Consider the following 14,516-nt stretch of genomic DNA (forward strand, 5'->3'; position numbering starts at 1 on the left):
ATGACGACGAAGGTCATGACCGTGTACGGGACGCGTCCCGAGGCGATCAAGGTGGCGCCCGTGGTCAAGGCGCTCGAGGCCTGTCCCGACTTCGAGTCGACGACGGTCGTGACGGGTCAGCACCGCGAGATGCTCGACCAGGTCAACGCCATCTTCGGGATCACGCCCGACCACGACCTCGACGTCTTCGCCCACGGCCAGACCCTCAACTCGATCATGGCCAAGGTCTTCGACCGGCTCGACCCGGTGCTCGTGCAGGAACGTCCCGACGCGGTCGTCGTCCAGGGCGACACCTCGACGGTGGCCGCGGCCTCGATCGCGGCCTTCTACCGGCAGATCCCGGTCGTGCACATCGAGGCCGGCCTGCGCAGCGGTGACATCTCCTCGCCCTTCCCCGAGGAGGCCAATCGGAAGCTGACGAGCCAGGTCACCGCCCTGCACCTCGCGCCCACCTCCACCTCACGCGACAACCTCGTGCGCGAGGACATCGACGCGGCCACCGTCGCCGTGACCGGCAACACCGTCATCGACGCGCTGCTGCACACGGTCGAGCAGCAGATCCCCTTCACCGACGCACGGCTCGCGGAGGCCGAGCGGTCCGGCCGCTCGGTCCTGCTCGTGACCACCCATCGCCGCGAGAACTGGGGCGGCGCCATGGAGGGGGTCGGCCGCGCGCTCAAGGCGCTGGCGCTGCGCTACCCCGAGCAGCTGCTCGTGCTCCCGGCCCACCGCAACCCGATCGTGCGCCAGGCCGTGCTGCCCTACCTCGCGGGCCTCGACAACGTCCTCGTCACCGAGCCGCTCGCCTACGGCGAGTTCACCCGGCTCATGGCGGCCTCGAAGATCGTCCTCACCGACTCCGGCGGCGTCCAGGAGGAGGCCCCGTCGCTCGGCAAGCCGGTGCTCGTCATGCGCGACAACACCGAGCGTCCCGAGGCGGTCGAGGCCGGCACGGTGCGGCTCATCGGGACCGACGAGGAGCGCATCGTCGACGAGGTGAGCCGCCTCATGGACGACGAGAGCCACTACGCGAGCATGGCCAACGCCGTGAACCCGTACGGCGACGGTCGCGCGGCCGAACGGTCCGTGGCCGCCGTGCGCCAGCTCTTCGGGCTCGGCGAGCGCATCGCCGACTTCGAGTGAGTACTACCTCCCCGACTGTCGTCACAGCCGAGGTGTGATCCAGCGCAGGGCGGTGCCTGCCGCGTAGTAGATGCGGCTGCCCACGACCGCCAGCTGCCGGCTCGTCAGGCCGCTCGCGACCGGCGAGCTGACCCGCAGTGTCAGGGGGTCGATGGCGTACACCTTGCCCGCGGCCAGGTAGAGCAGGCCCCCGGAGTACACCAGATCGGCGTTCTTGTACGTCACCTCCTGACGCACCTGCTCGGGGTAGACCATGACCTGACGCCGTGTCGCCCCCGTCCGGGGATCGAGCTCGACCAACCGCGTGCCCGATGCCGCCCACAGGGTCGAGCCGGGGCCGAGTACGAGACCCCCGTATGCCTGCGCGCCGGAGAGGGGCTTGGCGGTCCAGAGCAGCTTGCGCTGCACGAAGTCATAGGCGAACACGGCGGCTGTGGACTGGGTCGGAGTGGCCCCGATCCCGCCCCACCGAGTCGTCCCGCCGTACACGACGTTGCCGGATACGGCGAGGCTGACGATCCCCTGGTCCACGACCGGGCTGGGCACCACCTGGGGCAGGGAGGAGTCGTCGGGGATGATGCCGAGGGCGCCCCCCAACACCCCGTACCGTGGGACGGTGCCGAAGAACGTCCGGTCGCCCGAGGAAGTCCAGGCCAGAGGACGGTCCTGCTGGAGGGTGGTTCCGAGGTTCGCGAGCAGACGGGGGTTGGATCCCTCGACCCAGGGCTGCGCAGGGTCGTATCGGAAGATCTTCCCGTCGTTGTACGTGCCGAGGTACTGCACGGGTCCGTGCGCGTGCGACCCCTCCAGCTCACCGATCGCGTCGGAAGCCGAAGAGGGGGCACCCGGGTACTGGGCTCGCGCTCCCGTGGCGGGGTCCACGACGCTGAGGCTGCTCCCGCCGAAGCCCCCGACGAAGAGGCGGCCGCCGACGCCCTCGTCGATCGCCTTCACGGGCATCTTGGTGGGGGCAAACGTCACGGTGTAGGCCCGCTCGGCATACGTCGCCAGGTCGATGGCGCCGACGGTTCCGACCGGGTCGTAGGAGAGCAGCCATTCGCTCGTGACGCCGCCCAGGGTTCCGCGATAGACGAGACGATCCCGTCCCATCGGCGTGGTCACGCGCGCTGCCGAGACCTTGGCGCCCGTCGTGGAGTCCACGGCCCAGACCTGCTGGTAGCTGATGTAGTAGAAGCTGCCGCGCGAGTCCAGGCCGCTGGGAGTCTGGGTGTAGAGGTTCGCCGGCACGTCCCAGGTTCGGTTCCGCAGGTCGTAGAGGCGGCGCTCGCCGGAATAGGTGGCGCCCGAGGCGGTGATCCCGGAGGGGGTCTGGACGAGCAGGTAACGGCCCAGGGCCTCGACGGCCGTGACCCGCCCTGCGGAGACCGGCACCGGCAGCGAGATCCGCTGCCGGTCCGTGGGGTCGGCCAGGGAGACGCGCACCAGGCAGGGGTCCGTCGAGCCGACGCCGACGTAGGCGTAGTCGCCCACGATGGCCAGGCTGCGGGCGTACTCGTCGGTCGAGCTCACCGCGCCGAGGTCCGTGGAGGTGCCGGTGCTGGGGTCGTAGACCGCCAGGTGCGCGTCCGGGTAGGTGGCGACGACGATGCGCCCAGCGCCGTCGACCTCGAGGTCCCAGATCATGCTGGCACCTGCGGCCGGTTTGCCGACGTCGCGAGCGGGGCCACCAGCCGGGTCCACCTCGTAGAGGTGCCCGCCCGTGCCTGCCGCGTAGATCAGGCCGTTGGGGGCCTGCGCGAGCCCCCACCCGACGCTGAGACCGGGGAGCGGGACGCGACGGGTCACCACTCCGCTCTGCACGTCCGCGAACTGCAGCTCGGCGGGCTCACCGGCGACGATGCCGAACAGCGTGGCGCGCCCGCCGATCGTCGTCGCGTCCAAGGTCGTCGAGTTCGCGAAGCTGTCGAGCGGCTCACCCAGGCTCCCGGACGTCCACGACGTGACGGGCGACCCTGCGGTCGGGGTGAGCTGCACGTCGTCCGCGCGGGCGGTCGACGTCCCGGCTGAGCTGGTCGAGAGGACAACGCGTGCTGTCGTGGCGCCGTACGGGGCGGTGACCCGGGCGTAGACCTGGCTCCACGACCGTGGCGATGTGGGCGAAGGCACCGTCGTGGAGCCGAGGTACGCGGCGGCGGGGCCGTACCACTTCACGGCGATGCCCACGGACCCGGCGTTTGCCAGCACCCAGACCCTCACGTCGTGAGAGACACCCGGGAACACAGAGATGGGCGCGCTCGTGGCTGCGGCCGAGAGGACCGAGGAACTGTCCTGCAGCACCAGAGCGCTCGCGCCGACGCGGCCCGGGCTGCTCGACGCCGCACTCACGCCGACGCCCGCAGTGGTTGTCCACTGCGGCACGGGCGCGGTCAGAGTTCGGGGTAGCTCGAACCCACCATTGGGCACGATCGGCGCGAGGAGCATGACCGCGTCCCAGTACATCTGCCCCGTGGCTGCGGCGGACGAGGAGATCTGGATCGACGCGCTGCGTGCCGTGGCGGGAGCGACCGCCCGGGTCTCGACACGGGACCACACCATCGAGGCACCTGTGCTCGCGACGCTGGAGCGGCCCACGACGGTTCCGGCCGCGTCGAAGAACACGAGGGACAACGCCTGCGCTCCGGAGACCGTGTAGGAGTAGCCCTGGAGATGGTACTGGCGACCTGCAGTCACGGCGAACTTCGGTTGCGCCACCAGAACGCCCGTCGAGGAGCTGCTGTCGGTGACCTTCAGAGCGCGGGACCCCGAGATGGCTGTCGAGGTGACGACGACGGCCGAGTTGGGGCTGGGAGCCTGCACCGTCCACCCCTGCGGCGCCAGACCAAGGGCCTCGAAGTCCCCGACGCTTGACGTGATGACACGCTCGAGCGCGCTCGCCGGATTCGGCGACGACGCCACGGTAGGCAGACACAGTGCCACGACGGCGCACGCCATCGCCATCACTCGCCACAGTGGCCCAGGACGCTCCGCTCTTAGCACACGCACTCTTCAAATGTACGTCGCGAATCGCCACTTTTACGGAGAATTCCGACATTGTTGGCATCGGACCCGGACGCCCAACCAGCTTCCTCTCCTCGGTCACACCCGTCGTCGCCCGAGGGGCGCCCGTGAGGCAGACTCGACCCCATGCCTGGCCGGAGCCGAGTGCCGCCCGCGCGGCGCGGGCTCCGCGCCGTTCTCGTGGTGATGCTGCTGGCTGCGGGGGTGGCGCTCACGACCTCCTCGCCGCCCGACAGATCCTCCTCGGTCCGCGTCCCGTCGGCCACGGTGCTCGGGTCGTTCGACACCGATGAGACGCCGCCACCCGGCTGGACCGTGACGCCGGCGCGTGCCGCGAGCGGGCTTCGACCTACCGCCCCCGAGGCCCAGGACGGCCCCAGGGCCCTTCGCGTCACCGGGCCGGAGGCCGGCTCCGCCCTGAACCTGGTACGCGAGGTCGGATCCACCCGGGGCGGCGACCGGTACGCCGTCGCTGCTCTCGTGCGCCCCCTCGATGGCTCCCAGCAGCTGATTCTGACGTTTCTCGACGCCTCGGGTGCACCAGTGCAGCGGGTCACGAGCACTACGCCGCCCACCAACACGTGGACAAGGACCGCAGTCGCCGGACGGGCGCCCGGTTCGGCCACCCGTGTGGTCGTCACGATCGTCGCACCCCCGTCATCGGCAGCGATCTGGGACGACGTGCTCGGGCTCGCGCCCCTCCCCCACGACCCGGGGTTCGAGTCGAGCTCACCCCTGGGCGTCGACTGGGCCGTCGACGCGCGAGGTGGCGGCAGCATCAGACGTTCGGCGGACGCGCACTCCGGTTCGTCAGCAGCCGAGCTGAGCGTGCCCGCGGGGCACGTCGTGTGGCTTCGCAGCCGGCTCGTTGCCGCATTTCCGGGCGTGGCACACAGGTTCGGAGCCTGGGTCCGCGCCACCGAGGGAGCAGTGGTCCTGACCGTCGAGTGGTACGCCGCGGACGGCAGGGTCGTCCGGTCGTCCCGCCACCAGGTCGCGGCGACGGCCCGATGGGGGCGCGTCACCGCAGACGACCTGGCACCGGAGGGCGCGACCGCGGTCTCGGTCGGCGTGTCGACGACATCCGACCGGGCCACGCACGCCTGGGTCGACGACGTCACGATCGACTCTGCGGCCGCTCGACCTCCGAGTCCCGGGGCACCCACGCGGCTCGCCGAGCTCGCCGGCTTTGTCACGACGACGACGTCCCAGATCGCCACCGTGGCCGGCCGGGCACAGCTGATGACCGTCGTGTCGGGCCAGCCTGCGACCTTCCAGGTCTTCGACCTCGAGTCGGGCCGACGCCTCGTGACCCGCCCGCTGGGCGGCGGGACCAACGGCTGGGCCCTGACCAAAGGCACGACCGACCGCGACGTGTACGTGGGTGGCGGCGACGGTCACGTCTGGCACTACGACACCACCTCGCAGGCGTTCACCGACCTCGGGCGGGCGACCCCGGAGGCGACCCTGGTCTGGGGGCTCGCGACCGACGACGAGGGTGTCGTCTGGGGCGCGAGCTACCCCGGCGGCCAGCTGTGGCGCTACGACCCAAGCCTGCGAAGGTTCTCCACGTGGGGGCGGGTCGACCCGACGGCCGAGTACGCCCGTGGTCTGGCCGTCGACACCGATGCCGTCTACGTCGGCACGGGATCGGTCCGCCCCCACATCGTCGTCGTCCCACGTGACGGGAGCCCGACCCGGCGCATCGACCCTCCGGTGCCGATGCGGCAAGGATTCGTCAAGCAGCTGCAGCGCAGCGGTCGGTTCCTGCTCGCCCGCTTCACCTCGAACATCACCGGGGTCTACGACCTGAGGGCTTCGCGGTGGGTGACGTTGCCCGGACCCCCGCCCGTCACTCCGCGTGCCATGCCGAGCACGGCTCCACCGGACGACTCGTTCTATTTCGTGTCGGGTGGGCGCATCTGGAAGATCGCCGGTTCCGGGCCCCAGTCCGCCCGGCCCGTGGCCATAGCGACCGCGGCGCTCGATCCGGCTCGCGACAGCGCCGTCGTCCCGACCACGATCGCGGGTCGCGCCGGCGTCTGGCTCGTCTCGTTCGACGGCGTCGACCTGGTCCAGGCCGTCGAGCTGTCGAGCGTGCGGCACGTCGTCAGTCGACCTCTCACCGCAGCGCCCGTCACCAGAGTCCGTCTCGAGCCGTTGGCCTCGTCACTGCGCATCAAGTCGCTGGTCGCGGACGGGGACCGCATCCATCTCGGTGGGTTCGGTGGCCCCAGCTTCGCCACGGTCGACCGGTCGGGGCGCTTCCTCTTCCGCTACCCGACGGACCTGGACGCCTTGGACGTCGCGATCGGCGAGATCGAGGGCATGGCGGTCAACGACAGCCGCGTCTACATGGGCAGCTACACGGGGGCGCGGATCCTGCGGTACGACCCCGCGCAACCGTGGCGGGCGGCGCGAAACCCCGTGCAGGTCGGGTCGCTGGGACCGTCGTACCTGCAGGACCGCCCCCAGGCGTGGGCCGTCGACGGCAGCCGCACCTACTTCGGGACGGTGCCGACCTACGGCGTGCGAGGGGGCGCGTTCGGCTGGGTCGACGGCCCGGACGGCGCGGTCGTCGCCGTGCGCACACCAGTCCGCGACCAGAGCGTCACCAGCATCGCCGGCCGGGACGGCATTGCCTACGTCGGCACGTCACGATGGGGTGGTCTCGGGATCAGCCCGACCACCGACGGCGCCTCGGTGTTCGCCTACGACACGAAACGCCGTCGGATGCTGTGGAGGACCCAGCCGGGCTCGGGGGTCCAGTCCGTGGGCGCCCTGGTCCTGACTCGAGAGGGGGAGCTCTACGGGCTCGCCGACGGCACCCTGATCCAGCTGGACCCCGGTACCGGGCAACGACTGCGCTCGTTCCGGCTCTCGACCGAGCCCGCGCCCAGCGTCACGACGTGGTCGAACAGCCAGCTCGTGCAGGTGGGGACGACGTTGTACGCGGCGTTCCGTGGCGGGGTCTACGCGATCAACCCCCAGTCGTTGGCCGTCGTGGCGGTGACGACGTCGGGAGCCTCACCGAACAAGCTCGCGACCGACGGCCAGGTTCTCTACTACCCGTCCGGATCGCGCCTCATGGTTGCAGCGGTCCGAGGCCCGGCCGGAGCCTCGGCACGAAACGGATAAAGTTGCGGCCATGCCCACGGCCCTGAGACTCGGAGTTCTCGGGAGCTGTGTCAGCCGTGACATGGCCGCCCTGCACCGCGAGTGCGCTGTCGTCCTCTACGTGGCCCGGCAGTCGTTCATCAGCGCCGTCTCCCCCGGCGTGTCCGTCGCGCCGGGAGCGGGCCTCACCTCGCCGTTCCAGCAGCGCATGCTCGAGTCCGACCTCGGCTCAACGGGTCTCGAGCTCCTGCAGCGCCACGCGCCGGAACTCGACCTGTTGGTCATAGACCTCGTCGACGAGCGTCTCGGCGTCGTGCCGCTCGCCGGAGGCTCGTACGTCACGGACTCCCAAGAGCTAAAGGAGTCCGGCACCAAAGACCTGCTCGAGGTCGTCGGGGACGACCTCGAGCTCGGCACGCCGGAGCACTTCCGGCGGTGGTGCGGTGCTGCTGGGCGGGTGGTCGACGTCCTGCGCCGGACGGGCCTGCTCGAGCGCACCGTGGTGCTGCGCGTCCCGTTCGCCCAGACCACTGCAGACGGTTCGCCCGTGGCCGCGTTCATGGGGCGGTCCGCCCTGGAGTGGGACGAGCTCTATGCGCCGTACTACGAACACCTGCAGCACTTGGGACTTCCGGTGGTCGCCCTCCCCAGGGCCTTGGCCGTGAGTGACTCCGCGCACCGCTGGGGTCCGGCCCCGTACCACTACAACCCCGAGGCCTACGGGTGGTTGCTCGATGCCGCTCGACGAGCGGTTCGGGTTCACGACGATCCAGTGCTCGCACCGCTGCCGCGCAGCCATGTGCGCATGCCGTTGAGCGTGCCTGTCGTCGGGATAGCGAACCCAGCCACGGCCGGGAGCATCCGGTTCCCGGTCGAGCTGGCGGCCGACGTGCGACGCTGGCGCCTGCGCGTGCGCAACCTCGACCAGCGCACGGGTCGATCGCTCGCGGGACGCGTGGACCTGACTGGCCTGTGGCTGGGCGTCGATGCCGGCAACGGGGCGCTGGCCGCGCAGCCAGTCCGCCTCATGAGCGCGCGCACCCTGCCGTCCGGTGGACGGGAGCTGGTGACAGCGTGGTTCGATCGTCCGCTGGCCGCGGGGCGCTGGTCGCTTTCGGCAGGGTGGCGGGCCGAGACCGCCAGGGCCGTGGTCGTCTCCCTCGCCGACACCTATCGCTCCCCCGATCCCGACGCCGCGGGCGAGTCCGGCGCAGAGGGGTTCTCGGCCTCGAGGTACACGCCGCTGACCTGGGCGCTCGAGCTCGAGGTGCCCGAGACCGTTCCAGTGGTCGTCGGTTGGGGCGACGAACGCCTGCTGTCCCGCGACCCCGGGGCCGAGCTGTCCAGCTCGCCTGTCTCCCGCGCGGCGCACGACATCGCCGGGGTCCCGGTGCACGTCGTGCACCCCGGGACCGGGCTGGCGCTCTGGAACGGCTACAGCTCCCAGTGGAGCGATGCGGCGCTTCCCGAGCCAGCGCACGAGGTCTTCCACGCGATGGGGACGCGCGACGTCCTGGCAGGCACACCCGTGGAGCAGCTGCGCACGATGTTCACCGACACCCTCGCGAAGGTGCGCCGCGGCTGGGGCCCCCATGTCACAGCCGTGCTCGTCGACGACGGGACCATCAGCGAGCCCACGCACGCCGAGTCGGCCCGCGCCTTCAACCGCTGGCTGCTCGACACGCACCCTGGGCCGGTCGCGCGCATCCGCGACGGGGCGTTCGAGCGAGTGCGACCCGCGCTGGAGCGCGCTGCACCCGACTCGACCCCCCGACAGGTGAACGCGTGACACGTTTCTCCGAGGACGCCGCCCGGGCCCAAGCCATCGGTTCGCACTTCTCTGCGCTGGCGCACGACCGACGCCTCTGCGACGAGCTGCTCAGCGGATCCTTGACCCTGCCGCCCCACGCCGCGTGGAGGCTGCCCGCCGAACTGGCCTGGAACGAGAACCCCTTCCGCGAGATCAACTGGACCGCGCAGCTGCACATGCTCCGCTGGATCGACCCGCTGCGGCGCCGCGCCGACACAGGCGACCTCCGCGGCGTCGACCTGTGGGTGCGGACAGTGCGTTCGTGGATCGCGGCCAACCCGCCCGGTCGCGGCCGGGCGCAGTACGCGTGGGGTGACATGGTCGAGGCCGTCCGGGCCATGGTGATGTGCTTCGGTCTGCCGATGCTGCGCGACCACGCCCCCGATCACCTCGACGCGGTGCTTGCGTCGGTCACGGAGCACGGCGAATGGCTCGCCGACCCCGCCCGCATCCGCATCGGCAACCACGCCCTCCAGCAGCACCAGGGCCTGCTCGTCATCGGTGCCGTGCTCGAGCGCGACGCCTGGGTCGATCTCGCCATCGAGCGCATGGTGACGATGCTGCGCTCGGCCTACGACGAGGACGGCATCAACGAGGAGGGCGCGGTGCAGTACCACCAGATCAACTACTCCTGGTGGAGCCTGACCAAGCGCCGGGTCGAGCTCGTGCGCGGACGGGCCCCCGACGAGTTCTCCCGCATCGACAAGGCGCCAGTGGGGCTGGCCCACGCCACTCGTCCCGACGGCACCTACGAGCTGATCGGTGACACGGAGGTGTACTCGCTCCGCGGAATACCGCATCCGGCAGTCACCTGGGTGGCCACGGGCGGCGACGCCGGGGCACCCCCTCCGGAGCGCGTGAAGGTCTACGGGTCGGGCTACGTCTTCGGGCGCAGCGGGTGGGGTGATGCCCAGAGGCCCTTCTCCCAACAGGGCTACTACACGTTGCGCTTCGGTCCGCAGAACCGGATACACGGGCACGAGGACGGTGCCGCGCTGACGTTCTACCACCGCGGCCGCTCGGTCCTCGTCGACGGTGGCAAGTATGCGTACGACGCCAAGGACCCCCTGCGCGCCCACCTGCTGTCGCGGCCGGCGCACAACGCCGTACACCTGCGGGGTGAGGCGTATGACCGGACGACGAGCGTGGAGCTGACCCGCAGCACGCTGCGCGAGCACGGCGAGGACTTCGAGTTCGTCGACCGGGGCTACGCCGGTGCGGTGCTGCGTCGACGCGTCGTCGTCATGTGGGACCTCGAGGCGGTCATCGTGACCGACGATGTGGAGTCCGACCATGACACCGAGGCCGTGCAGGTGTGGCACCTGGATCCGAGCGCTGGGCACCGCGTCGAGGCCGGCACCGTCCTGGCCCTCCAGCGCGACGAGGGGTCGCTGCACACGTGGTTCTCGTCCCTGCAGGGCGGCACGTCGCTCTCCGTGGTGCGCGGTCGCCGCGACCCATGGCAGGGTTGGACCTCTCCTCGGTGGCGCGAGCGGGTCGAGACCCGCACGATCGAGATCTCCGCGACCGGCCGTTCGCTGCGGCTGTCGACACTCATCGACCTGTCCGACCGCCCGACACGACCGTCGGTGGAGGTCGTCACGGTGCCGTCCTGCCGGGCGGCCGACCCGTCGGCCGTTGACGCGGCAGGCGCGGTGGACGAGGTGGACGTCGTGAGGTGGTCCACGACGGACGGGGTGGTGCGCTCGGTGGCCCTCGGCGCGGACTGGTTCGTGACCGACCGCCGTGGCACGTCCGCGGAGGACGTCGCCCGCCTCGGCCGCGACAGCTTCGGCCGCTGAGGTCCGTCGCGGTGAAGCCCCGGACCACGACGGCGCGAGCGCGGGGAGTGCTCGACGCTGGTGAGGTCACTCCGCAGGGCTCAGCCGACCTCGGTCGCCGGGACGGCACCCCAGCGTCGCGCCAACGCAGCCCAGTCCCCGTCGACCGGTGCCACGTCCTGCATGAGCGAGCGCAGCTCGCGGGCGGTGGGGGGAACATGTCCGCGGCCCCACTCACGAAGCAGCAGGTGGACACCGTCGTGCGTCGGTAGTGCTTGCAGCCACGGCCGCAGCTGCGTGGTCACGTGGGCGTCCTGGGAGTTCTGCAGGTAGATGACGCTGTTGTCGAACCCGCCCGCGTACACCCTGCGCAGGTCGGCCCGCGGGTGCGCGTCGAGCGCCGCGAGGGCCGCCTCTGCGCCCACCGCTCCGAGGCAGGCGGCCGCGAAGGCCTGCCAGGCCGGTGGGTGGTAGTCGGCGATCCGTGTCTGCGCGTTGACGGGCACGGCGAGCGATCCGGGGAAGGTGTGGGACAGGTTGAGCGAGGCAAAACCGCCCCCGGACATCCCGAAGAAGACGAGATGACGGGCGCCGAACCCGACCTGGATGGCGCTGATGGCATCGTGGAGCAGGCGGGTGAGGTCGAGCCCGGTCCCGCCGAGGTACCAACCGAGCTTGAGCTCGGGGTCGAGGCAGAGGCTGGCATCGGACACGAAGATGCGGTTGACGGGCAGTCCTTCGGTCACGGAGCGACCGGTGAAGATCGGGAGGTCCATGGGCTTCTGGCCCATCGACGCGTGCAGGCTGACGACAGTCGTCGAGGCCTGGTTGTCCTCGACGAGCAGATCGACCGGGGCCGCTTCCGTGATCAGGGTGACGAGCCCGTTCCGTGGCCGGGCACCCGCAAGGTCCCTGACCGAGCCGAAGATCTGCGCCTCACCCCACGTGCTGGGATCGCGACGTCCCACCTCGGTGAAGGCGTTGACGGAGACTGGTTCTGCGGCGGGCGAGATCGCCTCTGTCTGCAATGGTTCGGCCCTTTGGGGCGCAGCGGCGAAGGCCGCGATGCCATCGGCCAGGTGGCGGTAGGCAGGCTCCATGTAGTGGAACGGACTCGGTCCCCAGCGATGGTCGAGGGGTGAGCGCGCGAGGTCTTCGGGCAGGTCGATGACCGTCAGGCCGAGCCGTTCCACGTGCTCGAAGTAGCGCTGGTAGAGGCGGTTGGCCGTGTCCGGAGCGGTCATCCAGCTCGGGATCGGGATCGGGCTCCCGTCCGGTGCGAGTTTCGCCCAAGGGGTGCGCAGGACGACGGTCCGTTTCTTGAGGCCCAGACGGTTCAGGTGCCCGACCACGGCCTCGAAGGACCCCGACCAGGCGTCGAAGTGCTCGTTGGTGCCGAACTCGAGCAGCGGGATCCCGGCGGTGACCTCCCGCCCTCCGGCACTCCACAGCTCGGCGAGCTTTGTCACGAAGCCGCCTCCGATGGGAACGACACCGCCGCGCTCGTCGATGAGGTCGATGAGCACCAGGTCGACGTCCTGGGCGTTGCGCTCGAGCACGGCGGGCAGGTCGCCGCGCACGTCGCCGCCGACCATCCGGTTCTGGAACGCGGACGGCAGCTGCTTGAGCCGGGTGAGTACCCCGTCGGCGGGCGCCCCGGCACTGATGGCGGACTGCCGGGCGACGTAGGTGACGAGTCGGTAGGTGTCCGGCAGGAACTCGAACGTGTCACGCGAGACGCAGCTGCCGTAGATCAGCGTCCGCGTCTCGTCACGCTCGTCGTCGAGCGGCGTGTCGGTCATGCGTCGGGGACCTCGATCTCGATGGTGTCCGGTGAAGCGGGCCTCTCGCCGAGCCAGCCGTTGTTCAGGGTGTACTGCGCCGAGAAGAGCGCCCAGGCTGCCGGGGCGCGGTATCGGCTCCCGCCGAGCATCTTCTCGACACTGCCCCTGTCGATCACGTCGAAGAGCAGGCTGGACGGTTGGTCCAGGACGTACGACGTGAAGTACTGCGCAAGAGCCGGGGTATAGCTGACCCGCCAGTTGAAGTTGGCCCGCGGCACGTTGGTGGCCGTGTATGGCTCGCGGGACTCCCAGCCCTGTGGGTCGTGGAAGCCGCTCGGCCCCTTCGCCTCGAAGGCCCAGCGATCCCGGAAGAGGGGGAGGTCTGCGACCCCGGGGATGATCGTGTTCATCACGCGGTGGGCCAGCCGCTCCTCGACCAGCGTCTCGTCCGGCGCAGCCAGGATGCGGCGCACCATGCGGTTGTTGATGAGCAGCGTCGCGTGGGGTGCCACGACGGACTCGCCGTGGCGCATCGTCGCGAGCCAGCGCCCCGTGCGGTCGCGTACGTAGGCGTCGAGCATGCCCCGGACGGGGACGTTGCTCACCCGCTGGAAGCTGGCGGAGAGGTCTCGGTGGACCGCCTCGGTGGCCAAGGGCGACAGGAGGTCAGCGTTGTTGAACCACAGGGTGTTGAGCAGGCGCAGGGCGCTGTCGCGGCCATGGTCGGTGCCGGCGAGAGATCTGGCCCAGCCGCCGCGGATGATCTCGCCACCCTGACCGCCGAGGTTGACGGAAGAGGTGATGAGCACGTGCTTCTTGGCCGGATCGGGCAAGGTGGTGAAGGCGTTTCCGAGACCGCCGGTCGAGCGCAGGGTCATCCATGCCTGCAGTTCCGGCTGGACCGGCAGGACGGTCCTTCCGGAAGGCGCCGTGGTCAGCACCGGACGGTTGGTGCGGTGCTCGGCGCCGAGCAACGCCGCGACCTGCCTGCCCACGAGGACCTCGCCGCTCTCATCGAGCCCGTTCGTGTAGGCCGTGAACGGGATGCCGGCCGCGGTCAACGCGGAAGTCACGAGGCGGCTGTCCTTGCCACCGGTGATGGCGGCCATGACCGTCTCGGCGCCGCCCGCAATGGTCCTCGCGTAGTCGACCAGGCTCTCCGCGACCGACGAAGCGATCTCGTCGAGACCGGCGTCGGCGTCCGCCTTCCAGATGTAGTGGTCCTCGACGCGCAGGTCGTGGCGCTCGTCGCAGACCAGCCGGGAGCCGGGTGGGGCGATGCGCACGTCAGCGAAAACGGTCGTGTTCGTGACCGGCAGCCCGTGCACGATCGCTCCCGCGAGCCCGAGTGCGCTGTAGACGGGTGACCTGGAGCCGTGCCGCACGAGGTTGAGGACCGCCGCGGAGTTGCTGAAGAGGACCGCGTCGTCGACCTCGGCGTAGTACATGGCCTCGCTGCGGTGCACGTTCGTGAAGACGCGGAGCGTGTCGGGTCTCGCACCGATCATGGCGAAGCTGCCGATCGCGTCGTCGACTGCCGCCGCGACGGGTTCACGGGTGTGGTCGCCCGCACGGAGGACGGGAAGCAGCTCCTCGCCCACGACCCCGGTCCACGCCCAGGCGCGAGCCTTGTTCCCGATCCAGCCGGCCCGGGTCGCGGTCGACTCCGGCTCGTTGCTCCGCACGAGCATGCCGACGCGGCCGGCGTTGGGCGTCCAGCGCAGGTCGGTGATGGTGTGCTCGGACGGCCATGGCGTGACGGCGTCGAGGGCCGTGACGGCACGACTCATGACCCGTTTGAAGCCTGCCACCTCGCCGGCGGGCACGTGGTTCTTCAGACGTGCCGCGAAGATCAGGCGCACG

General features: G+C 70.6%; 7 protein-coding genes. 4 read left to right on the plus strand and 3 right to left on the minus strand.

All coding sequences use genetic code 11. The annotated features are described in order from the left end of the window. A complete protein-coding gene (gene wecB / locus H9I49_RS11570) occupies positions 1–1,143 on the plus strand; it encodes a non-hydrolyzing UDP-N-acetylglucosamine 2-epimerase (RefSeq protein WP_188030540.1) in 1,143 nt (380 codons plus the stop codon). A 21-nt stretch (positions 1,144–1,164) separates the two neighbouring features. Here wecB and H9I49_RS11575 read toward each other — a convergent pair whose 3' ends face one another. Beyond that, a complete protein-coding gene (locus H9I49_RS11575; RefSeq protein WP_188030541.1) occupies positions 1,165–3,960 on the minus strand; it encodes a hypothetical protein in 2,796 nt (931 codons plus the stop codon). 327 nt (positions 3,961–4,287) lie between these two features. Between H9I49_RS11575 and H9I49_RS11580 the strand changes: the two genes are divergently transcribed. From H9I49_RS11580 to H9I49_RS11590, 3 genes are read left to right on the plus strand one after another with little or no spacing between them, the layout of a single operon-like run. Beyond that, the gene (locus H9I49_RS11580) at positions 4,288–7,299 is read left to right on the plus strand and encodes a hypothetical protein (protein WP_188030542.1); all 3,012 of its coding nucleotides are present in this window, start codon (positions 4,288–4,290) and stop codon (positions 7,297–7,299) included. A gap of 10 nt (positions 7,300–7,309) precedes the next feature. Continuing rightward, positions 7,310–9,067: a DUF6270 domain-containing protein gene (locus H9I49_RS11585; protein WP_188030543.1), complete on the plus strand. Its 1,758-nt coding sequence runs from the start codon at positions 7,310–7,312 to the stop codon at positions 9,065–9,067. Further along, positions 9,064–10,890 (plus strand): heparinase II/III family protein, encoded by a 1,827-nt coding sequence (locus H9I49_RS11590; RefSeq protein WP_188030544.1) that lies wholly within the window; start codon positions 9,064–9,066, stop codon positions 10,888–10,890. Before H9I49_RS11585 ends, H9I49_RS11590 begins: the two co-directional genes overlap by 4 nt. An 80-nt stretch (positions 10,891–10,970) precedes the next feature. Here the strand turns inward: H9I49_RS11590 and H9I49_RS11595 are convergent, their stop codons facing one another. Together H9I49_RS11595 and H9I49_RS11600 are read right to left on the minus strand one after the other, a co-directional pair. Next, entirely contained in the window at positions 10,971–12,671 is a 1,701-nt protein-coding gene (locus H9I49_RS11595) for a DUF6270 domain-containing protein (RefSeq protein WP_188030545.1), read from the minus strand. Next, positions 12,668–14,515 (minus strand): hypothetical protein, encoded by a 1,848-nt coding sequence (locus tag H9I49_RS11600; RefSeq protein WP_188030546.1) that lies wholly within the window; start codon positions 14,513–14,515, stop codon positions 12,668–12,670. The genes H9I49_RS11595 and H9I49_RS11600 overlap by 4 nt, the downstream gene beginning before the upstream one ends. Between the last annotated feature and the right edge of the window lies 1 nt (position 14,516).

It is taken from the genome of Terrabacter sp. MAHUQ-38, from assembly GCF_014518425.1.
Taxonomy (GTDB): domain Bacteria; phylum Actinomycetota; class Actinomycetes; order Actinomycetales; family Dermatophilaceae; genus Terrabacter.